Origin of the sequence: Prosthecobacter vanneervenii, from assembly GCF_014203095.1 — a bacterium.
GTDB lineage: Bacteria > Verrucomicrobiota > Verrucomicrobiia > Verrucomicrobiales > Verrucomicrobiaceae > Prosthecobacter > Prosthecobacter vanneervenii.
The window spans coordinates 127,515-152,916 of sequence record NZ_JACHIG010000007.1 but is presented as its reverse complement, the minus strand read 5'-3'; the positions used below and the strand labels follow the sequence as shown (position 1 = coordinate 152,916).

At 63.0% G+C, this 25,402-nt stretch carries 18 protein-coding genes; 2 read left to right on the top strand and 16 right to left on the bottom strand.

The window, feature by feature from the left end:
- Window positions 1-18 precede the first annotated feature (18 nt).
- Entirely contained in the window at window positions 19-534 is a 516-nt protein-coding gene (locus HNQ65_RS16610; RefSeq protein ID WP_184340947.1) for a hypothetical protein, read from the top strand.
- Between the two features lie 19 nt (window positions 535-553).
- On the opposite strand, the gene epsC is transcribed toward HNQ65_RS16610, so the two are convergent.
- The 11 genes from epsC to HNQ65_RS16555 form a co-directional block, all read right to left on the bottom strand.
- Window positions 554-1,501: a serine O-acetyltransferase EpsC gene (gene epsC, locus HNQ65_RS16605; protein WP_184340945.1), complete on the bottom strand. Its 948-nt coding sequence runs from the start codon at window positions 1,499-1,501 to the stop codon at window positions 554-556.
- A 3-nt stretch (window positions 1,502-1,504) separates the two neighbouring features.
- Entirely contained in the window at window positions 1,505-2,035 is a 531-nt protein-coding gene (locus HNQ65_RS16600) for a rhodanese-like domain-containing protein (RefSeq protein WP_184340943.1), read from the bottom strand.
- An 8-nt stretch (window positions 2,036-2,043) separates the two neighbouring features.
- Window positions 2,044-3,822 carry a cysteine desulfurase gene (locus HNQ65_RS16595; protein WP_184340941.1) on the bottom strand — a complete coding sequence of 593 codons (1,779 nt, stop codon included), beginning with the start codon at window positions 3,820-3,822 and terminating at the stop codon, window positions 2,044-2,046.
- Window positions 3,803-4,747, bottom strand: a complete 945-nt coding sequence (locus HNQ65_RS16590; RefSeq protein WP_184340939.1) for a family 2A encapsulin nanocompartment shell protein — start codon at window positions 4,745-4,747, stop codon at window positions 3,803-3,805. The genes HNQ65_RS16595 and HNQ65_RS16590 overlap by 20 nt, the downstream gene beginning before the upstream one ends.
- A gap of 222 nt (window positions 4,748-4,969) precedes the next feature.
- Window positions 4,970-5,479, bottom strand: a complete 510-nt coding sequence (locus tag HNQ65_RS16585) for a helix-turn-helix domain-containing protein (protein ID WP_184340937.1) — start codon at window positions 5,477-5,479, stop codon at window positions 4,970-4,972.
- An 88-nt stretch (window positions 5,480-5,567) separates the two neighbouring features.
- The gene (locus HNQ65_RS16580; RefSeq protein WP_184340935.1) at window positions 5,568-6,182 is read right to left on the bottom strand and encodes a histidine phosphatase family protein; all 615 of its coding nucleotides are present in this window, start codon (window positions 6,180-6,182) and stop codon (window positions 5,568-5,570) included.
- A gap of 4 nt (window positions 6,183-6,186) precedes the next feature.
- Complete coding sequence (locus HNQ65_RS16575) at window positions 6,187-7,560, bottom strand: DUF1501 domain-containing protein (protein WP_184340933.1); 1,374 nt, start codon at window positions 7,558-7,560, stop codon at window positions 6,187-6,189.
- A gap of 26 nt (window positions 7,561-7,586) precedes the next feature.
- Window positions 7,587-10,160, bottom strand: coding sequence for a PSD1 and planctomycete cytochrome C domain-containing protein (locus tag HNQ65_RS16570; protein WP_184340931.1), 2,574 nt, complete (start codon window positions 10,158-10,160; stop codon window positions 7,587-7,589).
- 179 nt (window positions 10,161-10,339) lie between these two features.
- The gene (locus HNQ65_RS16565; RefSeq protein ID WP_184340929.1) at window positions 10,340-10,549 is read right to left on the bottom strand and encodes a transposase; all 210 of its coding nucleotides are present in this window, start codon (window positions 10,547-10,549) and stop codon (window positions 10,340-10,342) included.
- Between the two features lie 37 nt (window positions 10,550-10,586).
- Window positions 10,587-19,814, bottom strand: coding sequence for a beta strand repeat-containing protein (locus HNQ65_RS16560; RefSeq protein ID WP_184340927.1), 9,228 nt, complete (start codon window positions 19,812-19,814; stop codon window positions 10,587-10,589).
- A gap of 708 nt (window positions 19,815-20,522) precedes the next feature.
- A complete protein-coding gene (locus tag HNQ65_RS16555) occupies window positions 20,523-20,732 on the bottom strand; it encodes a hypothetical protein (RefSeq protein WP_184340924.1) in 210 nt (69 codons plus the stop codon).
- Window positions 20,733-21,076: 344 nt separating this feature from the next.
- Between HNQ65_RS16555 and HNQ65_RS16550 the strand changes: the two genes are divergently transcribed.
- Window positions 21,077-21,502 carry a hypothetical protein gene (locus HNQ65_RS16550; RefSeq protein WP_221306194.1) on the top strand — a complete coding sequence of 142 codons (426 nt, stop codon included), beginning with the start codon at window positions 21,077-21,079 and terminating at the stop codon, window positions 21,500-21,502.
- Here the strand turns inward: HNQ65_RS16550 and HNQ65_RS16545 are convergent.
- The 5 genes from HNQ65_RS16545 to HNQ65_RS16525 all read right to left on the bottom strand — a co-directional run bounded on the left by HNQ65_RS16545 (window position 21,499) and on the right by HNQ65_RS16525 (window position 25,321).
- On the bottom strand, window positions 21,499-22,467 hold the full coding sequence (locus HNQ65_RS16545; protein ID WP_184340920.1) for a CNNM domain-containing protein: 969 nt from the start codon (window positions 22,465-22,467) through the stop codon (window positions 21,499-21,501). The genes HNQ65_RS16550 and HNQ65_RS16545 overlap by 4 nt on opposite strands.
- Window positions 22,468-22,480: 13 nt before the next feature.
- Window positions 22,481-23,242, bottom strand: coding sequence for an ABC transporter permease (locus HNQ65_RS16540; protein WP_184340918.1), 762 nt, complete (start codon window positions 23,240-23,242; stop codon window positions 22,481-22,483).
- Window positions 23,239-24,039: an ABC transporter ATP-binding protein gene (locus HNQ65_RS16535; protein ID WP_184340916.1), complete on the bottom strand. Its 801-nt coding sequence runs from the start codon at window positions 24,037-24,039 to the stop codon at window positions 23,239-23,241. The genes HNQ65_RS16540 and HNQ65_RS16535 overlap by 4 nt, the downstream gene beginning before the upstream one ends.
- A 15-nt stretch (window positions 24,040-24,054) precedes the next feature.
- Window positions 24,055-25,026, bottom strand: coding sequence for an ABC transporter substrate-binding protein (locus HNQ65_RS16530; protein ID WP_184340914.1), 972 nt, complete (start codon window positions 25,024-25,026; stop codon window positions 24,055-24,057).
- 112 nt (window positions 25,027-25,138) lie between these two features.
- The gene (locus HNQ65_RS16525; protein WP_184340912.1) at window positions 25,139-25,321 is read right to left on the bottom strand and encodes a YezD family protein; all 183 of its coding nucleotides are present in this window, start codon (window positions 25,319-25,321) and stop codon (window positions 25,139-25,141) included.
- Between the last annotated feature and the right edge of the window lie 81 nt (window positions 25,322-25,402).

Below are 25,402 nucleotides of genomic sequence, written 5' to 3'. Positions count from 1 at the left end.
ACCATAAAGCCCCCTTTCATGTCTTCTTTAAACATTTCCTGCTTCGGCATTCTGCTGAAACACCACCTGCTGCGCCATCATGCCGATGCCGTGGTGCGAAAAGCGAAGCTGCTGCCAGAGCTGGCCCAGGCGCTGGCGGAGATCCCGGCTGATTTTCAAATCGAGCTGAATGGCCCCGTGCCATGCAGATCGGCATGCCAGACAGAGGAGCACCTGCACCTGCTGCTGAGGCTGGGGCAAAGCGGTGAATGGCGCGGAGAGCAGTGCCTGCTCTATCTGCAGGGCATTCTGGCCTGGAATGGCCAGGAGCTGGTGCCGCATGCCCTGCTGCCTGGAGCACTGATGCTCACGACGAGGGATGCCCGCAAGCCCGATGCAGCGCAGATCCAGAAGGCGCTGGGCATGCTGGCGCGGGCGGAGTTTGAGGTGGTGATGCAGAATGAGTCACGCATCGGCGTCTTCCGCCCGGCTCCGTCGGCACCTGTGCTGACACGCACCGCCCGCAGCACGGTCCCCGTGGCACGGGTGGCGTGAGAGGCCGCGCCCCACGAGATCAGATGATGAACTCGCCCACGTCCTTCTTTTTCTTGCGGGCGTTTTTGTCGAGAATTTCCAGCCCGGCCTCCTTGGTGACGACGAGGGAGTTTGGCGGCACGCTGTGCATGAGAAAGACATTGGCGCCGATGGTGCTGCCTTCACCAATGTTGGTCTCTCCGCCGAGGATGGTGGAGTTTGGGTAGATGGTCACGTTGTCCTCCACATCAGGGTGGCGTTTGGAGCCGCGCACGAGGTTGCCGCTGTCGTCTTTGGCAAAGCTGCGAGCGCCGAGGGTGACGCCATGGTAGAGCTTGACGTTGTTGCCGATGTTGCAGGTCTCTCCGATGACGACGCCGGTGCCATGGTCGATGAAGAAGTGGGTGCCGATGCTGGCTCCGGGATGGATGTCGATGCCGGTGCGTGCGTGGGCCCACTCCGTCATCATGCGCGGGATGATGGGCGCGCCTTCACGGTAGAGACGGTGCGCCAGACGCTGGATGGCGATGGCTTCCAGAAAGGGGAAGGAAAGGATGATCTCCTCCTGCATGCGCACGCTGGGGTCTCCGGCCAGCGCGGCCTCCACATCGTGTTTGAGCAGTTCGCGCACGGCGGGGATGGCCTTCACAAATTTCTTCATGATGGGCACGGTCTTGCCAGTGGGCTTTTCGGGATCGCCGATGCGCACGGCCTTGCGCACCTGCTCCTGCAGGCGGCGCACGACGGAGAGCATGCGCTCCACCGTGAGCTGAGCCAGGGTGCCATCGGGGATGGCATCGTGATCGTGGAAGCCGGGAAAAAGCAGCTGCAGCAGATCCTCGCAGACCTGGCTCACAGCGCCCTTGGAAGGGAGATTGCTGGAGCTGTTTTCATTGAAGCCGCCAAAGCGCTCGTAGGAGGCCAGCAGCTCGGGGATGTGCCAGTCGGCCAGGGCCAGCGCAGGGTTTTTCGGTTTGCGGGAGGACATGGATCAGACTTTACGATTCCACGGCGCCCGCGCCAGCAGCAGTCCCATGCCGCACCAGTCGCTGATGCCGGCAAAGATGAGCCCTGCACCGACGAATCCGCTGAGCCAGATGAAGGAGGGATTCACAAAGTGCGAGAGCAGCACGCCAGTGAGCACGATGGCTCCGGCGACGATGCGGACCTGGCGCTCCAGGCTGATGATGCGGCCTCTGCCACGATTCACCGGCAGGCCTGCCTCCACCCACGCGAGGGTGCCGCCCTCGACGATGACGGAATTGGGAAAGCCTCCCTGGGCCAGCTGGGCTGCGGCACGTGTGGCGCGCTGGCCGCTGCGGCAGAGGATGTAGACCGGCTTTTCCAAGCTGAGGTCATGCTTCTCGTAGAGGCTGGCGGGATCAAGAGCATCCAGGGGCACGTTTTTGGCCGCCGCCACGTGGACCTCGACAAACTCGACCGGGGTGCGCACGTCGATGACGTTCTGCGCGGGATTGTCCTGCAGGATCTGGTGCAGTTCGGTGACGGTGATGGTGGCCATGGCAGGGGTCAGCGTTTGGGGAGTTGGTGCAGCGCGGAGACGAGGGAATCCACCTCCGCGAAGGTGTTGTAAAAGGCCAGGGACGGGCGCACGGTGGTGTCCTGGCCAAAGTGGCGCTGTGCGGGCAGAGCGCAGTGGTGACCGGCACGCACGGCGATGCCCTGCTTGTCGAGATGACGCGCGATGGCGTCATTGGAAACCCCGGGGATGATGAAGGAGAGCACGCTGGCCTTGTTTGCCGCTGTGCCGATGGGCCGCAGTCCGGGCACGGTGGCGAGCGCCTGTGTGGCATACTCCAGCAGCGAGTGCTCATACGCGGCAATGGCGGGAATGCCGACGCGGAAGAGGTAATCGATCGCAGCCCCCAGACCCACGACACCAGCGATGTCCGGTGTGCCGGCCTCGAATTTTTCGGGCGCGGGACGATAGATCGTTTTTTCAAACGTCACGTCCTGGATCATGTGGCCGCCGCCCTGCCACGGGGGCATGGCATCGAGCAGGTGCTTTTTGCCATAGAGTGCGCCGATGCCGGTGGGGCCGAAAATCTTGTGCGCACTGAAGACGAAGAAATCGGCATCGAGTGCGCTCACATTGATGGGGATGTGCGGCGTAGATTGCGCGCCATCCACCAGGACCACCGCGCCGACGGCGTGCGCCATCGGGATGATCTGCTCCACGGGATTGACGGTGCCGAGGGCATTGGAGACATGCGTGACGCTGGCGATCTTGGTGCGCTCGCTTATCAGCCTGGCAAACTCCTCCAGAATGAGCTCACCACGGTCATTGATGGGAGCCACGCGGATGACGGCCCCTGTTTGCTGAGCCAGAAGCTGCCACGGGACGATGTTGGCGTGGTGCTCCAGCTGGGTGAGCAGAATCTCATCTCCAGGCCCGACGTGCCTGCGGCCGTAGCTGTTGGCCACGAGGTTGATGGCCTCGGTGGTACCGCGCAGGAAGACGATCTCCTTGGCATCTCCCGCGCCGAGAAACTGGCGCACCTTTTCGCGTCCGGCCTCGAAGAGCTTGGTGGAGCGCTCCGCCAGCACGTGCGCGGCGCGGTGGATGTTGGAGTTGTCCCGACCGTAGAACTGGGCGGTGGCATCCAGCACGGCCTGGGGCTTGTGCGTGGTGGCCGCATTGTCCAGATAGATGAGCGGGTGGCCGTTCACACGCTGATGCAGCGCGGGGAAATCCCGCCGCACACCCTCGACATCGAAGCTGCTCAGTGAAGCCGCCGGGGCGGGCAGCGAGGCACCTTTGAGACGCTCCAGGAAATAGAAGTCGGGCTCGGAGACCACCTGCGCCTGCTGCGGAAAAGAGGGCGTGCGGTGCAGGCTGGCCAGATCGGTCTCCACTGGAACATCCGGCGGATGGGAGCCGAGGCTCTCCAGATAGAAGCGTGGCTCGCCATACTCATAGGAGCCATCGGCACCGGCCTCGTGCGTGCCGGTGGGGGTCGCGGGCTTGGAGTCTGCAGCAGGCTCAGCACCCACGACGGTGGGGTGCACGGGCGGTGCTGAGCTGGTGGTGGTGGGGAAGCCGCCATTGAGCCCGATGTCCCGCGTGTCCGCTGCAGGCACGGTTGGCTCTGCGGCCGCAGGGGGTGCCACGGGGAGCTGGGTGGGAACGCCAGACAGAGTGACAGGCAGTGCGCCGGGCAGTTCAGGAGCAGAGGTGGCTCTGCCATTAAAGAGCTCGCCCACGAGGCTGCGAATCAGGGCGGTGTCCTCCGTGCCTGAGCCGAATGCGGCAAAGGGGGATGGAAGATCAGGCCTTAGGATAGACATACTCGTGGTAGTTGGTCACCGAGACATTTCCAAGCAGGCCGATGGCGTCCTCATCCAGTGCAGCCACGGAGAAGTAACGTGTGACGAGATGGGAGGCGATGGAGTTCTCATTGGTGCCCATGTAGCGCACGGAGAGGCCGGGCTCGATTTCGCCGGTGACGCCGGCTTTTTGCAGGCCCACCACACCGCGCTGATTTTCACCCACGCGGAGTAGCAGGATGCTGGTGGTGCCCTCGGCGCTCAGCGGCAGCTTGTCGCTGGGGATGAGGGGGATGCCACGCCAGGTGATGAAGGGAGAGCCAAACAGGGAGACGGTGGGCGGCGGCACGCCACGGCGCGTGGCCTCGCGGCCAAAGGCGGCGATGGCCTTGGGATGCGCGAGGAAGAAGGCGGGCTTTTTCCACACGAGGCTGAGCAGCTCGTCGAGGTCATCCGGAGTGGGCGGGCCTTTGCGCGTCTGGATGCGCTGCTGCGGAGCCACGACATTGAGGATGCCGAATTTGGGATGATTGAGCACCTCGCGCTCCTCTTTCTCCTTCAGCGCCTCGACGGTGAGACGTACCTGCTCGCGGAGCTGGTCGATGCGGTTGCTGTAGAGGTCCGTGATGCGCGTGTGCGTGTGCAGAACGGTCTGAATGGTGCTGAGGTGGTACTCGCGCGGCTCTTCCTCATAATCGACAAAGGTGGTCGGGAGCCTGGGCTCACCCTCATCCACCGTGAGGAGCTCGACCGTGGGGCCGGGCACTTTGGAGACGACGCGGTTCACGCGGTACACACCGCCATCGACATCGACATAGGGCAGCAGCTTGAGCAGCCAGCGTGGGGAGATCTCGTCCCACTGCGGCGGGGTGACGGTGGCGGTGGCCAGATTGCGCGCGGCTTTGGCGTTCAGGGCCGGGAATGATTGTACGGATGTGTTGCTCATGGAAGAATGGGAGATGTGGAAAAGAGTTGCAGGCCTGCCTCATGGGCTCGGCTCTCAACGAGAAGGACTTCTTTTCACCTCCAGTCTTCTGGTCGGCTTGGGCGATCCGCACGCCGCTGATGTTTCATCAGGGAGCTTTCGATGTCGCCAGGTTCCTTTTATCTCGTGGGGGCGGTCTGTGTCAAACGGGATGCTTTTTAGTAGGAATTTCGGAGGGAAGGGTCAAACGGTGCCAGCCGGCGCCTGGGAGTGGTCGGAATGACAACAACAGCGTGCGGATTCAATCCGTGAAGCCGTGGTGGTTTTCTCTGCTGCGGAAGGAGCCGCAGCCTCGGTGCTCGGGATCGCACGACGGGCGGAAGGCTGGCGCTGCAGCTGCACGCGGGGCGCACTGGAGGGGCTGAGCGTGAGCCAGGCACGACGCTGCGGCGAGGCATGCGCCCCGAGAATGGCGGCGCACAGACCGCCTGTGCGAAAGCGCTGGATCAGATCTCCCAGGCTGCGCCTGCTCATGGAGGTGCGGCTGGAGACTTCGGCGCTGGTGGCCCCGCCATCGAGCAGCAGCAGTGACTGCGCACGCTGGCGGACGCGCCTGTCGGTGGTGGGATTCTGGCTCACGATGGTGGCCAGCAGGGACTGCTCCGCCGAGAGGCCGGTGAAAGCCAGCGTCTGCAGCAGCGACTGTGTGGATCGGAGGATGAGCTTTTTCATGGCGGTGAGATTTGTTTTCATATCCAATCAATAGGAATTTAATGCCGCTTTTATTCCTACACGTCAAGAAGGATTTAAAGACACCGGCCAAGATCCCGCCCCTGGAGGCTCAGCGCGGTGCGACGGCGGCTGCCCATTTTGCCGGCGGAAAAACACGGCCGATGCACTGAAAGCCTCCTCCGGCTGCGGGCTGGAAAACCACAGCCTCGCCTTCACGCAAATCGGCAAATTCAGCACCTGCCGCATCCACCAAGCTGGGACGATGGCTGACAATGATGAGATTTTTGCCATCGGTGGGCGCAGTGCCCAGAAGCTGGCGCAGCGCCCCGGCGCGGCGTTTGTTTTCATTGGGCGAGACGACCAGACCTCCCTCCGTGACATCCAGCAGAGACTCCGGTTTGCCGAGCCCGAGAAGGATGGCGGCCTCCTGGGCGCGATAGAAGCGGCTGCACAGCACACGCCCCACGGGAATGCCGAGCCTTTGAAACGCCGCCCCCAGATCACGCGCCTGCTGCCGGCCTTCATGGGTGAGGTGACGCTGCGCGAAAACGTTGTCGAGATGCAGCGGGTCTGTGTCCGCCTGGTCGGGATTCGTCTGCGGATGACGGATGAAGATGACATGGCCGCCGGCACGCAGCTGCGCTACCAGCGCTGTAAGCGTGTCCGGTGCCTGGGCAGAGGCCAGGCTAAGGCAGGCCAGAAGATGAAGCAGTAGTTTGTGCATGGCCTCAGGCAAAGATGTCGCGAGCCACCTCCCCGGCGACGTCTGTGAGCCGGAAATCCCGCCCCGCGTAGCGGTAGGTGAGCCGTTCGTGGTCCAGGCCCATCAACGCGAGAAGCGTGGCATGCAGATCATTGGTGTGCATGCGCCCCTCGACGGCTTTGATGCCCAGCTCATCGGTGGCACCATGAGTGTAGCCTTTCTTCACCCCTGCCCCGGTCAGGAACATGGAGTAGCCGGTAATGTTGTGATCCCGGCCATCGGGCCCTTGCTGCGTGGGCAGGCGGCCAAATTCCGAGCCAAAGAGAACCAGCGTCTCCTCAAGCAGGCCGCGCTGTTCGAGGTCGGTCAGCAGCGCTGCCACCGGCTGGTCGATGGACTGCGTACGGTCGATGAGGCCCTTGTGCAGATTGTTGTGATGGTCCCACCCGCCCTGGCAGATTTCCACAAAGCGCACGCCGGCCTCGCTGAGCCGCCGCGCCATGAGGCACTGGCGGGCAAAGGCGGCCTTGGGCCCGGAAGCATTGACGCCGTAGGCCTCCTGGGTGGCGGCGGGCTCCTTGGAGATGTCGAGCAGTTCGGAGACTTTGTCCTGCATGCGGAAGGCCAGCTCGTAGCTGTCGATGATGGCGTTGACAGGATCAGGGGCTCCAGGCTGGGCGGCGAAGTCGCGGTTGAATGACTGCACGAGGTCGAGCTGGCGGCGCTGCAGATCTGCGGCGGAGCTGCGCTTGAGATTGGGCAGGTGGCCCTGGTCCGTGATGCGTGTGCCCTGGTAGTGGGCGGGAAGAAAGGCGCTGCCGTAGTTGACGGCGCCGCCAAAGTTTGGCGGAGGATTGACGGTGATATATCCTGGCAGATCCTGGTTGGGTGAGCCCAGCCCGTAGAGCAGCCAGGCCCCCATGCTGGGGCGTGTCAGGGCCGCATTGGCACTGCCGGTGTGGAGCTGCACCACCGCCTGCGGATGGGCGGGGGTGTCTGTATGCAGGCCGCGCAGCCAGGTGAGCTTGTCGGCATGGCTGGCGATGCCCGGGAGAAGCTCCGAGAACCATGAACCGGTGCGGCCATGCTGGCTGAATTTGAACTTGGAGGCGGTGAGCCGGCCGCCTCCGGGTGCGGTTTTGCCATCGTTTTTCACCAGCTCGGGTTTGTACTCAAAGGTGTCATGCTGGGACATGGAGCCTTCCATGAAGACAAAAATGATCCGCTTGGCCTTGGCGGCAAAATGGGGCGGACGGGGAGAGAGCGGCTTGAGCGGTGGTGCAGCGTTGCGAGCGGCTTCGGCGGCCAGCAGGCCCTGAAGAGCCATGTAGCCAAAACCAGCGGCGGTGGTCTGCAGCGCGGCGCGGCGCGAAAGAGATGCAGGATGAAATGAGGACATGAGAGCAGGAGTGAAAGATAAATGTGTCAGCGAATGAAGCGGAACTCTGCGGAGGCATAGAGAGCCTGCGCAAAGGCCAGCCAGGCAGCCGTGCGGGCATCGCCAGGCTGCACGGTTCGATCAGGAGCCAGCGCATCCGTGCGGTCGATGTCGTCCGCATTCCCGGTGGCGCTGGCTGGGCGTTCGGCTTTGGAAGCGGAGGCTGTGGATGCTACGAGAGCGGCTGGCGCAGCCTCAGGCACATAGGTGGAGGCGTAGTCCGCGATGAATCTGGCGCTGCGGGCATACTCCTTGGGCGTGGGTTCCCGCCCCAGCGTGAGCCACCAGGCCTGGGAGATGCGCTGATCCGGCTGCAGGCTGAGCAGATGCCTGGCCATGGAAAGAGACTGCTGGCGGACAAAGCCCGAATTTAGAAGATAAAGCGCCTGCGTGGGCACCGTGGTGGTGGCACGCCTTCCTGTGACAAGGGTCTGGTCCACGGGATCAAAAACCTCCAGGGCATGCGGCGTGACGCCGCGCAGCAGCGGCAGGTAGATGCTGCGGTGGCGGTCCTGGTCCGCCGCAGTGTGGATGCCTGCGGCCTCCGGCCCGTTGTCCCGCATCTCCACCATGCGCAGAGTGCTGGCCGGCGAGGTGGCCGGACGCACGGAGAGCTGCCCAGCGGAAAGAAGCATGGCGTCCCGCAGCTCCTCCGCGCTGAGGTGGCGCGGCGAATGCCGCCAGACGAGCCGGTTGGCAGGATCCTGCTCCAGATGCGTGGCCGGCGCCTGGGTGCCGAGACGGTAGGCATGGGAGAGAGCGATGCTGCGCGCCAGCTTCTTGACCGACCAGCCTCCAGCGATGAAACGCTGGGCCAGATGATCCAGCAGCTCCGGATGGGAAGGGCGTGCACCATTCACGCCGAAATTGTCCACGGTGCTGACGATCCCCTCGCCAAACAAATGCTGCCAGATGCGATTGACTGCGACGCGTGCTGTGAGCGGATTCTGCGGGCTGCTGAGCCACTGCGCCAGTTCAAGGCGGCCGCTCTGGCTGCGATTGATCGGAGGAGCGCCTGGCACCTGCACTGTGCTGAGAAAGCCGCGCTCCACCGTGGGGCCAAGGCGCTCGGCCTCTCCACGGATGCGCACCTCGGTGTCCGCCACATGGCTGGCATCATGCACCCCATGCACGACCGCGCCACGAGCCGCCGGGTCTGTGAGGGAGAGCCACTCGCCCTGCAGGGCCTCATAGCGCAGGCGGAAGGGCCGCTGCGTGGGCTTGCCATCGGCGGCCAGCTTGAGTCCTTCAGGTGTACCGCGAATCTCCTCCCAGGCTTTTTTGGCCTCGGCCAGACGGACCTCCAGGTCCTTGACCTTTTCCTCCGGTGGCGGCGGCAGTTTGGTGGAAAGCCGGATGAGCGTGGCGGGATCGTAGTAGTCCAGGCCGCCTCCTCCCATTTTGTTGCGCACACCGGCGGAGCTTTCCGTGCTGGTGAAGATGCCTGCCAGGGCATAATATTCACTGGTAGAGACGGGATCAAATTTATGGTCGTGGCAGCGGGCGCAGTTGACCGTGAGGGCAAGGAGGGAGCGCGTCACCGCATCGATCTGCTCGTCCACATTGTCCATGATGAAGCGTTCTTTGAAGCGCTGGTTCACGTCTTTGACTCCGAGCGCCAGGAAACCGGTGGCCGTGTGCAGACGATCGCGCTCGGCATCACTGCCTGCGGGCAGCAGATCTCCGGCGACCTGCTCCTGGATGAAGCGGTCAAACGGCACGTCACTGTTGAGGGCATCGATGACGTAGTCACGATACTTCCAGGCGTGCGGGTAGGGAATGTTGCGCGAGGGGCCGGTGGATTCGCCGTATCTGGCCACGTCCAGCCAGTGCCGCCCCCAGTGCTCGCCAAAGGCAGGTGATTCCAGCAGGCGGTCCACCACTTTGGCAAACGCATGGGCGGACTGGTCGCTCAGAAAGTTTTGCGTTTCAGAGGGGCTGGGAGGGAGACCCGTGAGATCAAAGGTGATGCGGCGGATGAGGGTGATGCGGTCTGCATCCGGCACGGGAGAAAGCTTCTTGTCCTCAAGGCGTGCCAGAATGAAGCGGTCCACCTCATCCTCGGCCCAGGCCGCTTGTTGTATTTCAGGCACCTTTGGCTGAGTGAGCGGCTGCCAGGCCCAGTGCGTGCGCTTGAGCTTTTCAAACTCTGGGATGCTGCGGCCCAGCGAAGGCGGTATGCGCTCGCGCGGCCATTCAGCGCCGTCTTTGATCCAGGTGGTCAGGTCGGCGACTTGCGCAGCGGTGAGCGCGTCGCTGTCCTTGGGCATCTGCTTTTTGGGATCGGCATGGCTTACGCGCTGCAGCAGCAGGCTTTTGGCGGGATCTCCCGCCACGACGGCTGGGCCGGACTTGCCGCCATTGAGCAGGCCTTTGAGGTCATCGACACGCAGGCCGCCATCGGGTTTGGTGTCTGCCGAGTGGCAGGTGTAGCAATGGTCTGCAAGGAGAGGGCGGATTTTCTTTTCAAAGAATTCAATCTTGGCGGCAATGGGATCGGCTGCATGCAGCAGAGACCCGCTGGAAGCCACGAAGACCGCCAGGAAAGAGAGCGGTTTCATGATCAAGTAGGGTTTTGGGTCAGCGTGAGGACGCGGCTTTGAGGAACTCAAAAAGCTCAAGGATGAGCACCAGGGAAAGAATGACGGTGACCATGCTGATGTGGGAGCTGGAGTTTGATTCTAGACGACCACGCGACCAGGCGCGGCATGGGAGGAATAAGCGAGACAGGGCTGCGGGATCAGGCCGAGCGGTTGCGCGGCATGGTGGGCGGCGCGGGCGGATAGAGCATGTTCAGCGTGGACTCACGCAGCCAGCCGCTGAGGGAGGCCAGATTGACACCGAGGCGGTGGGCCACTTCCTTGCGGCTGATGCCCTGGCGGATCTGGGCGCGGGCTGCGGCAATGAGGGTGGCTTTTTCTGCGGGAGAGTAGCGTGGAGGAGGAGGCATGATGATGTTTTGATTTGGGTGTTTCAGAGGATGCTTCCTATGCAGGGTGGCAATAAAGAGTGCGGCGGCGGCGCGCGGAGAAGGCCAGCGCGCCGAGCAGCAGCAGCACGGCGCGTGCTGGCTCAGGCACGGTGGTGACGGTGATCTGGCCGCTGGTAAAAAGCTGGGAAAGGTCCCAGCCGAGGCCGGCGCCCAAGGCGGGAAGATTTTCGGCACTGAAGCCGTTGATGCCCTCCACCGGAGCGGTGCCGGAGGTAATGCCGGACCAGTCAAAGAGCTTCCATGAATCTCCGGCTGCAAAGGCGGAGGGGGCAAGCGAGGTGCTGACGGTCAGAACGGAGGACGCGCCAAACACCACATTGGACCACGAAGCAGCCCCTACGCTAAGAAGGTCGGCGGCTGTGGAGGAATTCAGCGTGCCAGAGCCTGCACCGGTATAAAGATCCGCCACCACCGCACCATTCAGCGAAAGCGTGCCCGCGCCGCTGAGGGTGAGCGTGAGAAGCTGTCCGGACACATCCCCTGCACTGCCCGCGCCGAGCGTGCCATTGATGGTGACGGAGCTGCCGGAGGCCGGAGTAATGATGCCACTGCCACCGAGCGTGGCGCCAGATGCCACGGTGACAGCCCCCGTGCCGGTGCCGGAACCCGTGGTGTTATTGACGACCAGCGTGCCTGCATAAACGGTGGTGCCCGCGCTGTAGGTATTGGCCCCGGAGAGCACCTGAGTGCCCGCACCCGCTTTGACGAACGCCAGGGTGTTGATGTTGTTGGCCAGGGTTCCGCTGAAGCTGCCGCTACCGCCACTGGCTCCGACGGTCAGCGTGGAATTGATGCTGGCGACATTCACGAGTCCAGCGCCATTGAGGGCATCAATGGACTCCGCACCGACTGAGAGAGCAAAACGAGCCCCGGAGTTCACCGTGATGCTGGTGGTGTCTGGTATGAAGTTCTGGCTGCCAGCCGTGTTGACGCCGTTCTGCAGGTAGCCAGAGCCCGTGGTGGCCACGGTGATGTTTCCGGTGAAGGTGCTGGCAGCGATGAAGATGGTGCGGCCGGTGCCCTGCACAGTGATGTTGCCATTACCAGAGATTCCCTGGTAGTCAGTCCGGTCCGCAGCATTGGAGTCCAGCACCACATCACGCTGGAGCGTAACGTTTGTGAAGCCATTTCCCGCGCCAGTACCCGTGACGGTGCTGCGGCTGCCGAGGGTGACTGTGCCGGTGCCGTTGTTGGAAACGATGATGGCGGTGGTGAAGTTGGTGCGGTTGGTGTCGATGTAGAGAGACACATTGCTGCTGCCGGTATTGGCATCTCCCAGAGTCACCGCTCCAGTGCCCAGGGCGGCGGCGGCCTGCACCTGCGCGGTGCCTGCGCTGATGGTGCTGCCACCGCTGAAGGTGTTTGAGGTGGCGAGAGTCACCGTGCCGCTGCCTTGCTTCAGCAGCGAACCAAGGCCGGAGATCACGCCGCCCGAGCCGCTGATGGTGTAGTTGAGGCTGCTGTTGTTAAAGATGATCCTGCTGGGGGTGACGGTGGTGGTGAGCGAGACAGCACCGCTGGAGGCCGTGTCGTCAAAGGTCACCGCATCCCAAGTGTAGAACCTGTCCGTGCCACCGTTCCAGACCTGGCTGGTGTTGGTGTCCCAGCTGCCGGGGCCGGACCAGACGATATTGCCGATGCTGCCTGTGACGTTCAGCAGCACGCTTCCCGGCGTGGTCGTGGTGTCCAGCGCAAAGCTCTGGCGCACATTGGCCGGGATGCCTGCCAGCACGAGGTTGGAGACGCCGCCCGCAGCCAGCGAGGTGCCGCCGGTGATCAAAGCGTAGCTGCCGGGTGCGACGGCGAGCGATGAGCTGATCGCATTCACATTGATCGTGGTGGTGCCGCCGAGGGAAAGCGCGCCATTGATGGCGATCTGATCATTGCCGGAGGCAGTGTTTGAGGAGAGATCAAAACGCAGGATGCCACCACTGCCGCCCAGTGTGAGCCCACCGCCTGCGGTGAGCGTGCCCGCCGTGCCGGTGCCGGAGAGATTGATGATGGCACCATTCAGAGTCAGCGCACCGGCGATGGAGTTGCCGGAGAGGAAATTGAACGTGGTGGTGCCGGTGCCGGAATTGGTGATGCTGAGGCTGGCCGCGCCCGAGATGCCGCCGGTGAAGGTGGTGGTGGCCGTGGTGCCGGAATTGGTGACAGCCACGTTTCCGGTGCTGGAGATCGCGCCGCTAAAGGTCGAGGTAGCGCTGGTGCCAGTGATGCTCACAGCCAGATCTCCCGCCCCGCCAATGGTGCTGGAAACTGTATAGCTGGAGGAGTTGATGGCATTGGTGATGGAGCTGGACGTGCCCGCCTGAAGGGTGATGGGGGAGGCGACGGTGGAGTTTTGCAGATTGGCCAGCGTGCCGCCCGCGAGCGTGATGGGCCGTGTGAGCACATTGGGGAGGCCATTTTGCGCGGTGCCAAAAGTGCCCCCGGTATTGACCGTGATGGTCCCAGTGCCGGAGATGTTGGCGGCCAGGGCGATGCCCAGCGTGCCCTGATTGATGACGATGTTCCCATTCGTTACCAGCGTGCTGGTCAGTGTGATGGTATTGGTGCCGGTCTTTGTCAGAGTGTAGCCTGCGAGATCAAGGCTGGAGGTGCCTGCTGTGCCGGTGCCTGTGAGCCCCCAGTTGCCAGTGCCGCCGATGGTGGAGTCTCCAGTAAGTGTGACAAAACGCAGGGCGCTGTTTTGTGCCGTGGCGCTGCTGTTGATGATGCCCCCACTGCCACCGACACCCGTGCCTGCGATGGAGACCGCCTCGGTGCCGAGGTTGTAGCCGTTCACATCCAGCGTGGCCCCGCTTTGGATGACTGTGCCACCCGCCGCGCTGCCCAGCACACTGGCCGTGCCTGCGCGCAGGGTGCCCGAGCTCACGGTGAGCACACCGCTGAAGCTGCTGGCACCGTTTGCCAGCACCAGGGTGCCGCTGCCGGTCTTGTTCAATGGGCCGCTGCCGCTGATGAGTCCGGACAGTGTGAGCACGCCTGCGGCATCTGTGACCTCCACGGTGCCGCCACCGGCCTGGAGTGTCACGCCTTTGTTGGTGCTGCCGGTGCTGGCAGGGGTAAAGCGAAGCGTGCCGCTGGTGGAGGCTGCGCCAAGGATGACACTGCTGCCAGCGCCCAGGGAGCTGGAGCTGCCAGCGTTTGAGACGGAGTCCACGTTCACGGTGCCTTGCTGGATCTCCACCGCGCCCGTGAAGGAATTCGGAGCGCTGAGCGTGAGGGATCCGGTGCCCTTCTTCAGAATGCCTGTGGTGCCGGAAATGCCCAGGGCTCCGGTGATGCTGTATGCAGTGCCTGCAAGAGAGTTGTTGACCGTGATGGAGAGCGGCTGGACAGCGCTCGCCAGCGTGATGGTCCCCACGGAGGAGGAGTCGTCAAAGGTGACGTTGTCGAGGTTGAAAAAGGTCTGGTCGGCGGCTCCGCTCCAGTTGGTGGTGGTGCTCACATCCCAGGTGCCATTGACAGCGCCGGTCCATGTCAGGTTGGCGGCGGAGCCCGTGGCGGTGAGGAGCACGGAGCCGGGTGTGGTGGTGGTGTCAAAGCTGTAGGTCTGGCGTGTGCCGGAGCTGCCAAAGAGAAAGTTGGAAGAGGAGAGCGTGCCAAAGGAGCCTGCCGAGATGAGCGTGTACGTGACGCCGCTGACCGGCACTGACGAAGGGGCGATGATCGTGGTGACACCGCTGGCATTCAGCGCGCCACTGACAGAGATGAGGTCATTGACGCCGCCGCCAACGGTGTTGCTGCTGCCAAAGTCAAAGCGGATGGTGCCGCCGCCTTGCAGGGTCAGGCCGCCGGTGATCGTGAGCGTGGCCGCCGTGCCATCTCCACCCGCGCTGAGCGTGCCGCCGCTGACCACGGAACCGAGCACGTCCGTGGCAAAGCCTGATGTCCGCCCGCCGCTCAACGTCTGCGACGCACCGAGCACCAGGCCGCCAGATTTGGCAGACACATCCAGCAAGGCGCCAGGGCTCACCTGAATGACCGAGCTGGAGGAGATGGTGCCGGCGGAGGAGAGCGCCAGCGTGCCGGCGGTGATGTAAGTGCCCCCGCTGTAGGTGTTTGCCGCCGTGAGCTGGACCAGGCCCGCGCCCGTCTTGGTGAAGGAGCTGGGCTGCGTGGCGGTGGCGGCGGTGTTGAGGCCGTCCGTCAGCACGGCTGAGATGAGGAGATCTACAGCGGCCGAACCGTCTGCGACATTGAAGGTGGTGCCGGTGACGGAGGCTGCGCCGAGAGCCGCGCCGGAGTTTGCTCCTGATGAGGAGATGACTGAGGTGGTGGCTCCACCGTTGACGGTGACGAGATCCTTCAGCCCCCAGGCCTGGTAGGAGGCATTGAAGCCGCCGGTGCTGGTGAGAGTGCCGCCATTGAGCGTGACGGGCCCCAGCGCGCTGTAAAACGCGCCGTTATTGGTGACGACGCCCCCTGCATTGATGACAATGGGAGCCAGAGGTGTGGTGGAGTAGCCACCATAGACATTGCTGACGCCAAACACATAGCTGCCGCCGTTGTTGACCGTGACGGTGTTGGTGGCCACGTTTTGAATGGCGGCGGCGGTGACCAGGAGCGTGCCGCCGTTGATCGTCACGCCATTGATGAAACCCGTGGTGGCATTGGCAAAGTTGAGCGTGCCACCGTTGACAGTGATGTTTCCAGCAAGCGTGTTGGTGCCGCTGAGGCGCAGGGTCCCCGCGTTGACGGTCACGTCTCCGGTGAAGGTGTTGTTGGCGGAGGAAACCAGGGTCCCGGTCCCACTTTTGACGATGGATCCTGCAATGAAGCCAGTATTAGTGCTGTCACGGCCGTTTTTCAGCGGCGTGCTGATAAGCAGATCCGTGTCAGACGCACCATCGGCCACATTGAAGGTGACCGAGGTGATGGCGGCCTGCCCGATCTGGATGCCTGTGTTGGTGCCGCTGCCAGTGATCGTGGAAGTCAGGTCTCCCGTTGCGTTCACGGTACCCACCAGCCCCCAGGACTGAAAGTTGGTGTTTCGTCCGCCGATGGAGGTCAGCGTGCCGCCGCTGAGCGTGAGGGAGCCGAGGGTGTTGTACTCCGCGCCGTTGTTGGTCAGCGTGCCGCCGGCATTGATGATGACCGGCGAGCCGATGGCGACGTTGTAGTTGCCGAGAAAATTTTCGCGATCCACTTTCAGCGTGCCGCCGTTGTTGATGACGATGGTGTTGCTGGCGCTGCTTGTCAGAGAACCGGTGCTGGCGATGTAAACAATGCCCTGATTGACGACGAGGCCGCCGGTGAAGGTGTTGGCGGCAGTGAGATCCAGCTCTCCGGGACCGGTCTTGACCACGCGGGTGCTGGTGTTGTTGCCAATGATGGAGCCAATGGTGAGAACGGCGGATGTGTTGAACTGGTTGATGATCAGATCGCCGCTGGCCGGTCCACGCAGAGTGCCGCCGGTGATGGTGGAGACGTTGGCCCCCACATTGGCCGTGACCAGAATGCCGCTGCCCGCGATGGTGTTGGTGGTGCCGGTGAGAGTCACGGTATTGGCAGCAGCAGTGTTGAAGCGAAGTGTGTTCGCGGAGATGACGGCCCCCATGATGGGCGAGGAGGTGAGATCGACATTCTGGCTGGCGTAGTTGGCTGCGGTGTTGCCGCCGGTGGTGGTGGTGTAGTATGTGGCCAGCGCCACGATGGAGCCTCCCGCAGCATTGGTGGAGTTTACCGCCCAGTCAGTGCCATTGATGGTGGCCCAGCCGCCGATGATGCCGGTTGTGTTCGTTGTGCTGGTGACGATGGCGGCCGTGCCGGTGCCGGTGCCTGCCGTGGCAAAATTCACCGTGCCACTGCCACTTCGGGTGAGGCTGCCGAGATTGAGCGTGGCATTGTTGGACGCTGAGTTTTTGGTGACGGTGATGCTGTTGGCTCCGGTGCTGATGAAAGTGCCCTGCACCGTCTGGGTGCTGTCCGCGGAGCTATTGGCGGTGAAAGCCAGTGAGCCACCGCCGAGGGTCAGCGTGCCGCCGGCGTAGATCTTGTCGGTGTTGCTGGTGGTGTAGTCGAGTGTGAGCGTACCACCGGCTATGGAAGTGCCGCCGGTGAGCGCATTGGAGCCCGAGAGCGTGAGGTTGCCATCGCCGAGCTTGGTGAAGGCGCCGCTGCCGCCGAGCACGCCGGAAAGGGTCAGCACATTGCCTGCGGTAGATACATTGAGCGCGCCGCCCCCAGCACCGAGGGTGATGCTGCGGTTCAGGGTGGCGGTGGCTCCGGTGTAGATGAGGGTGCCGAGATTGGAGCCGTCCCCAAGGCCGATGCTGGTGCCCGCACCGAGTGTGCTGGCAGTGCCGCCTGCGGCCACGCTGCCGACGCTGAGGAAGCCCTGGTTGATCAGCACGCCCCCCGTGAAGGTGTTGGTGCCGCTCAGTACCAGCACGCCGGTGCCCGCTTTCACGAGTCCGCCTGCGCCTGCGTTTTGAATCACGGCGCTGATGGTGAGAGTGCCTGATGGGTTAAACTGCTGAATGATGAGATCCGCACCCGAAGCGGCGCGCAGATTGCTGCCACTGATGGTGGTGCCGTAGGCTCCCACGCCGGAGGTGATCAGGATGCCCCCGGAGTTGATCGTCTTGGCGGCCGTGCCGAGCGCAAGAGTCTTGGCCCCGATCTGATTGAAGCGGAGGGAGTTGGTGGTCAGCGCCGTGCCGCTGGCGGGATTGGCTCCGGTGATGGTGATGTCGGTGTTGTTCGCTGTGGCAAAGGTGTCCGAGGTGTAGGTGGCGAGGGCTGTGATGAGGCCGTCCGCCCCGTTGATGGAGTTGACCGCCCAGTCGCGACCGTTCACGGTGGCCCAGCCGCCAAGAATGCCGCTGGTGTTGGTGGTGTCTGTGGTGGCACCGACAGTGCCACTGCCGTTGGCTGTGTAGGCAAAGTTCAGCGTTGAGCCGCTGCTGCGGGTGATGGCGTTGAGGTTGAGCGTGGCGTTGTTTCCCGCGCTGTTGTTGCTGAGGGCGATGGTGCTGCTGCCGGCATTGAGCGATGTGCTGAGCACGGTCTCCGTGGTGTCAGCGGATGCGTTTGGCAGCAGGGTCAGCTGGGCACCGGCTAGGGTCAGGCTGGCGGTGGCGCTGAGCTTGCTGCCGCTCTGGGTGGTATAGTCCAGCACCAGGCCGCCGCTGATGGTGGCGGCACCGGTGAAGGTGTTTGAGCCGGACAGCGTCCAGGTGCCGGATCCCGTTTTGACGAGCCCGCCCGTGCCAGTGCCAATGCTGCCGGCCATGATTCCGTTTCCAGCGCCAGCCAGCGTGAGCGTGAAACCGCTGCCAGTGATCGTACCGGTATTGCTGAGGGTGAAAGTGCTGCCCGCAGTGTCTGATGAAATGGTGGCCGATGCCGCCAGCGTGATGAGGCCAGCATAGCTGTTGCTGCCGCTTACGCTTTGCAGCGCACCGGTGGCTCCGGCTGCGCCACTGCCTGCGAGGCTGAGCGCCTGGCTGCCGCCTGCAATGCCACCCTGCACCTGAGCCGTGCCCCCGGAGGCCACGGTGATGGCGCTGCTGGTGGCGAAGGCGGCGGCGTTCTGGAAATTGATGATGCCGGCATTGATCGTCGTAGCGCCGGTGTAGGCGTTTGCGCCGGAGAGTGTCAGCGTGCCGCTGGTGTTTTTGTTCAGCCCCACACTGCCAGCGAGAATGGCGGAGACGCTGCCTGCATCCAGCGCAAAGGCGCTGGCACTGGTGAGAGTGCCCGTGGTGCCGGTGATGCTGCCATTTTTGAGACTGACGGAGTTCACACTCTGGGCGGTGGTGCCGATGCCGAGCGTGCCGTTGTTGACGACGATGCCAGAGGCACTGTTGAGCACATTGGCCAGGGACAGGGTCAGCGTGCCGCTGTTTACCGTGGTGGTGCCGGTGTAGGTGCTGACCACGGTGCCGAGCGTGAGCGTGCCCGTGCCGCTGTAGGTGAGGGAGGAGGCATTGGAGCCGTTGTTGGCGATGGGCGCATTGATCGTCACAGATCCCGGGCCGAGGATGACGAGTTCATTGGTGCTGCCGATCTGCAGCCCGCCTGTGGTGCGGCTGATGGTCAGCGTGCCCGTGCCAGTCTGCAGCAGGCCGTTCAGCGTCAGCGTATTCGCCGCCAGCGCGGTGGTGGTGGCGGCACCAGTGTACTGCAGGGTGTTGGCCGTGCGTGCACCCGCCAGCGTGGCTGCAGCAGAGTAGGTGTAGTTGGTGGTGGCCGTGGTCACATTGGCCAGGTTTGCCGTGGCGGCCGTGGCTCCGGCATAGGCCACGATATTGCCGCCGCTGATCGTGGCATATTGCGTGGCGGTACCCGCACCCACCGTGGCCCAGGGGCCGATGATGCCATTGACCAGCGTGTTTGAACTGGTGGCCACGATGCCGCTGGCCAGCGGGACGACGCTGAAATTCAGCGTGCCTCCCACGCTCTGGGTGATGGCACCCAGCGCCGCCGTGAGGCTGGTGGCGGAGTTTTGATTCAAGGTGATGACACCAGCTCCGGAATTCACGGCCAGGCTGCTGAAGGTCTGGCTGATGGTGGCGGCAGATTTGCCGTTCAGCACGAGCGCTCCCCCTCCCAGCGCCAGGCTGGATGCGGAGTTGATGATGTTGGTGAGCGGGGAGGTGGTCTGGCTGAAATCCAGCGTCAGCGTGCCGGCATTCACCGTCGTGGCACCACTGTAGCCATTGGTGGCCGCGAGCACGAGGGCCCCTGCCCCGCTCTTGGTGATGCCTGCGCTGCCATTGACGACGGCGCTGATGGTGAGCGATGCACCCGAGGCGGTGAAAATGCCTCCATTCACACTGCCGAAGTCCAGCAGATCACTGGCGCTGGCAGCGGCGAGAGTGAGCGTGCCGGTGCTGAGCTGCAGTGAGGAAAGCTTGATGGCGGTTCCCGCATTGAGCGTGATGGTGTAGCTGCCTGTGGCGTCAGCACCGGCGGAAAAGACGGCGTTCTCCAGACCGGTGTTTGCCCAGATAAAAGGTGTGCCTGTGCCGATGTTGTTATTCCAGGTGGACTGGCTGAGGTTCCAGCTGCCCGCAGGAGAGGGACCACCGGCCCCGCCGTTCGTTCCGTTAAGATCCCAGTAATTCGTCTGCGACCACGCAGCAGGCGCCATGAGCACCAAGGCGAAGAGAAAGGTCAGGGGCGTGATGATGCGATGACGGCGCGGCCTTCGCGCAGGTGAGCCGCGCGAGCGCTTTAGCAGACGAGAGAGTAGGGACAGCAGTTTCATGGGGCTTTTTTTAGCCCGCGCAGCCTTGGGGGAGGTGCGGTGTGCGCGGGCAGGTTTTGGGCAGGAGGCCGCCGGGGGGGAGGGAGGCGGCACACATGGGGAATGGCACTGCTGGAAACCCTGCCGCACGCCTGACAAAAACCTGCCTGATAGCCCCGTCTGCCGGCGCACATGTCATCAGAGATTCCGCCTCTGCAAAGCAGCGCGGAATTTCAAAGGGCGTGTCGCTTGGGCGTCATGCCGGGGCATGACTTTGGCGTGGTCTCGCCGAGAGCGGCGGGCTGCACGGATTCCAGTCGAACGAACTTTCCGTTTGTCGGATCAGGCATTCATGCACCGCATGAAACGGGCATATCCTATAGGATGAGTGTGATTTAATAAATTAAATCCTTTTTGTCCAGTAGGATTTAGATATTTTTGCGTTGAATTTGAGCCGCTCATCCCATGGTGCCTTACGCACCCGGGACAGAAGGTCTCGTTCTCGCAGCATGCCTGGACTGCGGGAGAAGGGAGAGACTTGCTGGCCAGGCAGAGAGTTGCGCCCTGAAAAAAATCCGGCCCGGCGCGCACTGGGCACGCCGGGCCGGATCATTGCCGCCGGTTGCATAAAGACCTGCTTCACAGCAGGTGCCGGCGGTGGATCGGCGGCCCCTCAGCCCACCTGAAAAAATGAGGGGCCGCCTCTACCACGATTTGCCTGCTTTTAGTTCACGCCTTGCGGCGCACACGTCCAACCACGGATGCAGGCAAAATTTCAAGGTCGTCCTGATGATCCGGATCATAGGCAAGTTCCAGCGCGGCTTTGGAGCCCGGCACAAAGCGCCAGTGAAAGCGTTTGCTGAATTCGTCAGGCTGGATGCGGTCGTGCTGATTCCTGGATGCAGGACGGAAGGATGTCTTGTGTTTGAAGGAGGACATGGGATTCGAGCAAGAGGTTGAACAAGCGTGGCACGCAGGCCGCGCGCCTCCCAATGTCATGAGTCGGTAATGCATGATGCCTTTAATTCATATTGGGTCAATAGGATTTAAATCATTTTTTTCGAACCGTCTTTTTTCAAACATGTGCTGGACAGATGACCTGGTGGAAATTATACCCTACTTCGTGAGTGTGATATAAAGAGGGCAGGCGTCCACGCCGCTTGAAAGCTCCGATCCGTTCCAAGGAAGGCAAGTCCACCATGAACAGATCCCGCACCGTGGCGGAAAGCCACGCGGGCATGAATCTCAAGAATCATTCATCCGGCAAACCTCCCCCCCTGCTTATGAACAGAACAGCCACCACATCGACCCTGCTGAACGGTGCCCCTGCCCGGTTTCAGCCCAGCCAGCCAAACATCGTCTTCGACATGAGAGACTCCTTTCCACCCATTGGGCTGCCACGGATGGCAGTGGCGCAAAAATTCAAAGGCACCAACACCACGCAGACAGACGCGCCGGAGGAATTCCAGCCGATCATCACCCCCCGTCGCGTGCGCTCCAGGCTTCATCCGGAGAAGCGGGCCGCTGTCAGATCCGTGTTCTTGACTGTTCTGGTCATCTCCCTGACCACGGCCTTCATCATCATGCAAAAACGCAGCGCAGGGGCGGGCAGAAGGCAGGCAAAGCAGGAATCTACGCCTGCGGCCCTCCATCAGCTGGAAGAGCTCTGGAACAAATCTCTGAGCGCCAAAAACAGCCGCGCGGATTAAATGCGCGCGCCCATGAGCACCTTCATGACGTCGTCCATGGTGATCCAGCCGCACATCTCTCCGTGCGCGTCATCCACGAGAGAGGCGATCTCGTGGCGCTCCAGGAAGAGCGTGAGCAGCTGGGTGAGAGAGGCCTTGCTGTCGATGTGCAGCACCGGGCGTATGAGGTCGGTCCAGCGGGCCTGGGGTGTCTGGAGGTTCTGCACAAAGAGCTCTCGCACGCGGATGTAGCCGCTGATGTTGAGGGCGCTGCCGTCCGGGCTCACGGGATAGCTGCGGTGCAGCTTGGGGCCGAGATCCGCGACGTTTTGGGCCAGCGTCTTGCGCTGGTCAAAGATCTTCACTGAATCATGCGGCACCATGGCGGTCTTGACCCTCCGCGCACCGAGCGTGGCGGCGTGGATCATGATGATCTCCTCATGGTTGTGCAGGAGCTGCTCCGCACGTGCCGACTGCACGAGGGTGATGATGTCCATGATGTGGTCGCTCTGGCTGCGGCGGTCTCCGGAGCCCGCCTTGAGCCTTTCGCAAAATTTTTCCATCAGCAGCACCAGCGGGTGGCAGAGCCAGAGCATGACGCTGAGCGGGCCGATGAGCCGCGGCGCGAGGCGGCCGGCATGATGCACGCCGAGGATCTTGGGGGCCATCTCCCCGCCAAAGAGCACGGCGGCCGTCATGATGATGGAGAAAAGCCAGAGCCAGTCGGCGCCGTAGATGCTGCTGAAGACCGCGCCCGCCAGCGTGGCCAGGCCGGTGTTTGCCAGGGTGTTAAACACCAGGATGGCGGAGATGGGCCGCTCGATCTGGTTTTTCATGGCCAGCCAGCGCGCGGCGTTTTGCACGCCCTTCTTTTCCTGCAGCTTCAGGTCCAGGGGATTGAGGCTGAGGAGCACGGCCTCCGTCATGGAGCACAGGCACGAGACGGCCAGCACGGCAGCCGTGATGAAGAGAAGAAAAAGCAGCATGATGTGCCTGGACTCAAGCCAGTCCCCAGCGTTTGCGCAGGAAGCGTTCCCATGGGCTGAACAAAGCCTTGTCCGCCACAAAACCGACCACGATGATGACCAGCATGATGGCAGCCACCTGATCCATGGCCTGAAGCTCGCGCCCGTAGTGCAGCAGATGGCCGAGGCCAAAACCGGTGAGCACCGTGACGTAGATCTCCGCCGCCATGAGGGAGCGCCAGGCAAAGGCCCAGCCCTGCTTCATCCCGCTGACGAGGTGCGGCAGGCTGGCGGGCAGAAGCACATGCCACAGCAGGTGAAAGCCGCTGGAGCCCATGGTGGTGGCGGCACGGCGGTAGATCGGCGGGATCTGGCGGATGCCGTGGTCTGTGGCCAGCTGCACCGCCCACAGTGTGCCCATGATGACGATGAAGAGCATGGCGCTCTCCGTCTGGCCAAACCACAGCAGCGAGAGCGGCACCCAGCACACGCTGGGCAGCGTCTGAAGTCCGAGGGCGAGCACGCCGAGCGTGTCCGAGGCAAAGCGGAAGCGCGCCGTCAGCAGCCCCAGCGGAATGCCGAGCAGCAGGCCGATGATGTAGCCGATGCCCAGGCGCGTCATGGTCACCACGCCTGCGGACCACAGCGTGCCATCCGCCACCGTGGTGGCCAGGTATTTGCCGATGGCCAATGGCGAAGGCACCAGCACCGGAGACCACCAGCCCGCACGGGAGGCGGCCTCCCAGAGGGCGACGACCACGGCAAAGAATGCGACTGAAGAAAGCGCCCTTTTCATGAGTTCAAAGGGGTTGAGTGCTTCTTGAGCTCCACCGTGATGGCGCTGGCGATCTGCGCCACGGCGACGTCATTGATGTCTCTCTGGCGCGGCAGCTTGACCACATACTGCGAGTGCACGCGGCCTGGGCGCGGGGAGAAGAGCAGCACGCGGTCTCCCAGGCACACGGCCTCGCGCACATTGTGGGTGACGAAGACGACGGTCTTGCAGCGCTTCTGCTGGATGTCCTGCAGGTCGGCGTAGAGCTGCTCGCGTGTCATGGCATCGAGTGCCGCAAAGGGCTCGTCCATGAGCAGCACGCGTGGGTTGGGAGCCAGCGCCCGCGCCAGCGCCACGCGCTGCTTCATGCCGCCGGAGAGTTCGTGGATGTTGGCATGCACAAATTTTTCCAGCCCCACGAGCTTGAGATAGTACATGGCCAGCTCCTCGCGGTCGGAGTCTGTGAGCCCGGGTTTGAGCTTGAGGCCAAAGAGCACATTACCCATGACATCCAGCCAGGGGAAGAGGGCATGCTCCTGAAACATGACCATGCGCTGACGGCCGGGGCCGGTGACAGGCTGGCCGTCGGCATAGATGCTGCCGCTGGTGGGCTGCTCCAGCCCCGCGATGAGGTTGAGCAGCGTGCTCTTGCCGCAGCCGCTGGTGCCCAGCAGGCAGACAAACTCCCCCTCGGCCACCTGGAGATTGATGTCCTGCAGCGCCGTGACCGTCTGCCGCGCTCCCTGATAGGTCTTGGAGACGTTTTGCACCAGGAGCTTGGCGGGAGGCGGATTGCTTAATTCGTCAGCTAATGTCATTGAGTGGGCGCTGGATCAAAGCTTGGGGAGCAGGGCGTCTAGAGCAGGGATGTCGTGGAGGAAGCCGGCCTTCTTGGCAGACTCCACCATCACATCCAGCGCAGGGCGCGAGACGTCGGTGCTGAGCACCACACGTGGCAGTGAGCGGTCCAGCAGGGCTTCGCTAGGAGCCTTGGTGGTGAGCTCCTTGAGCTCCGCCTTGACCAGCTCGCGCGCTTCAGCGTGGTTTTCTTTGATCCAGGCGGTCAGCTCGCTGTGGGCGACGACCAGCTTTTTGGCGAGATCGGTGCGCTGGGTGACGAAGGCCGCGCTGGAGGCCAGCAGCGTGGCAAAGGTGCCTTTGTCTTCTTCAAAGATTTTGCCACCGGCCTCAAGTTCGAGGCGGGAGACCCAGGGCTCGACAGTCCACACGGCATCGATGTCACCTTTGACAAACAGCGCCAGCTGATCGGGGTTCTGCGTGGGCAGCACGGTGGCTTCTCCGCCGGTCTGCGTCACTTTGATGCCGTGGTCGCTGAGCCAGGAGCGCAGCTGGATGTCCTGCGTGTTTCCCAGCTGCGGAGTGGCGATGCGCTTTCCTTTGAAATCGGCAGGCGCATTGATGCCTGCGGCAGGGCGCACCACCAGCGCGCTGCCTCCGGTGGCCGCGCCGGAGAGGATGCGCAGCTCGGTGCCCTGGGATTTGGCATACGCATTGAGCACCGGGCTGGGGCCGATGTAGGTCACATCCAGCGAGTGCGCAAAGATGGCCTCCGTGGCAGAAGGCCCGGCGTTATAAACAAACCACTCCACTCCCACGCCCAGGCGCGGCTCAAACCATCCCCTGCCCTGCCGGCTGAGCTGGTGGGCCACGAGCCCCTGCACATGGGTGATGTTGGGGAAATGGCCAAAGCGCAGCGGTGCCTTGGGATCCACGGGCTGTTTGCCACAGGCCGTGATTCCGGCGGCGGACAGAGTGCTCAGTTTGAGGAAGTCGCGTCTGTTCATATTTGAGTGTTGTGAGATGGGAGGAGGAGGAAAGGTTCGGAGCTCCGGATGGGAGAGCTTCCTGGATCCAGCTTTGCTGCGGCTGGAAAAAGCGGAGCGTGGCGGCGGCGGCTTATTTTTTGACCTGCGCAGGGGTGCTGTCTGCGGCCAGCCTTGTCTTCTCCGTGCTCTCCACCTGCGTCACGCGGCCCTCGTGCACGATGATCTGCACCGAGCCGAAGCGCAGTGCGGACACCTTTTGTCTGACGATCTCGATCCAGGAATCGACTTCGGATTCTGCGGGCTGATGGGACATGGCTTTCGGGAGGAAGCTGGGGTTTGCGGATGGGCGTGCCGGTGAGCGGGCTCTAATAGCAGTCACGACGGATGTATTATT

What these genes read in the sequence shown, in the direction of transcription:
- HNQ65_RS16555 (WP_184340924.1), bottom strand. Translation starts at nt 20,732, where the DNA reads ATGTCCTCCTTCAAACACAAGACATCCTTCCGTCCTGCATCCAGGAAT.
- HNQ65_RS16610 (WP_184340947.1), top strand. Translation starts at nt 19, where the DNA reads ATGTCTTCTTTAAACATTTCCTGCTTCGGCATTCTGCTGAAACACCAC.
- epsC (WP_184340945.1), bottom strand. Translation starts at nt 1,501, where the DNA reads ATGTCCTCCCGCAAACCGAAAAACCCTGCGCTGGCCCTGGCCGACTGG.
- HNQ65_RS16560 (WP_184340927.1), bottom strand. Translation starts at nt 19,814, where the DNA reads ATGAAACTGCTGTCCCTACTCTCTCGTCTGCTAAAGCGCTCGCGCGGC.
- HNQ65_RS16535 (WP_184340916.1), bottom strand. Translation starts at nt 24,039, where the DNA reads ATGACATTAGCTGACGAATTAAGCAATCCGCCTCCCGCCAAGCTCCTG.
- HNQ65_RS16570 (WP_184340931.1), bottom strand. Translation starts at nt 10,160, where the DNA reads ATGAAACCGCTCTCTTTCCTGGCGGTCTTCGTGGCTTCCAGCGGGTCT.
- HNQ65_RS16530 (WP_184340914.1), bottom strand. Translation starts at nt 25,026, where the DNA reads ATGAACAGACGCGACTTCCTCAAACTGAGCACTCTGTCCGCCGCCGGA.
- HNQ65_RS16575 (WP_184340933.1), bottom strand. Translation starts at nt 7,560, where the DNA reads ATGTCCTCATTTCATCCTGCATCTCTTTCGCGCCGCGCCGCGCTGCAG.
- HNQ65_RS16545 (WP_184340920.1), bottom strand. Translation starts at nt 22,467, where the DNA reads ATGCTGCTTTTTCTTCTCTTCATCACGGCTGCCGTGCTGGCCGTCTCG.
- HNQ65_RS16565 (WP_184340929.1), bottom strand. Translation starts at nt 10,549, where the DNA reads ATGCCTCCTCCTCCACGCTACTCTCCCGCAGAAAAAGCCACCCTCATT.
- HNQ65_RS16580 (WP_184340935.1), bottom strand. Translation starts at nt 6,182, where the DNA reads ATGCACAAACTACTGCTTCATCTTCTGGCCTGCCTTAGCCTGGCCTCT.
- HNQ65_RS16595 (WP_184340941.1), bottom strand. Translation starts at nt 3,822, where the DNA reads ATGTCTATCCTAAGGCCTGATCTTCCATCCCCCTTTGCCGCATTCGGC.
- HNQ65_RS16550 (WP_221306194.1), top strand. Translation starts at nt 21,077, where the DNA reads ATGAACAGAACAGCCACCACATCGACCCTGCTGAACGGTGCCCCTGCC.
- HNQ65_RS16600 (WP_184340943.1), bottom strand. Translation starts at nt 2,035, where the DNA reads ATGGCCACCATCACCGTCACCGAACTGCACCAGATCCTGCAGGACAAT.
- HNQ65_RS16590 (WP_184340939.1), bottom strand. Translation starts at nt 4,747, where the DNA reads ATGAGCAACACATCCGTACAATCATTCCCGGCCCTGAACGCCAAAGCC.
- HNQ65_RS16525 (WP_184340912.1), bottom strand. Translation starts at nt 25,321, where the DNA reads ATGTCCCATCAGCCCGCAGAATCCGAAGTCGATTCCTGGATCGAGATC.
- HNQ65_RS16540 (WP_184340918.1), bottom strand. Translation starts at nt 23,242, where the DNA reads ATGAAAAGGGCGCTTTCTTCAGTCGCATTCTTTGCCGTGGTCGTCGCC.
- HNQ65_RS16585 (WP_184340937.1), bottom strand. Translation starts at nt 5,479, where the DNA reads ATGAAAACAAATCTCACCGCCATGAAAAAGCTCATCCTCCGATCCACA.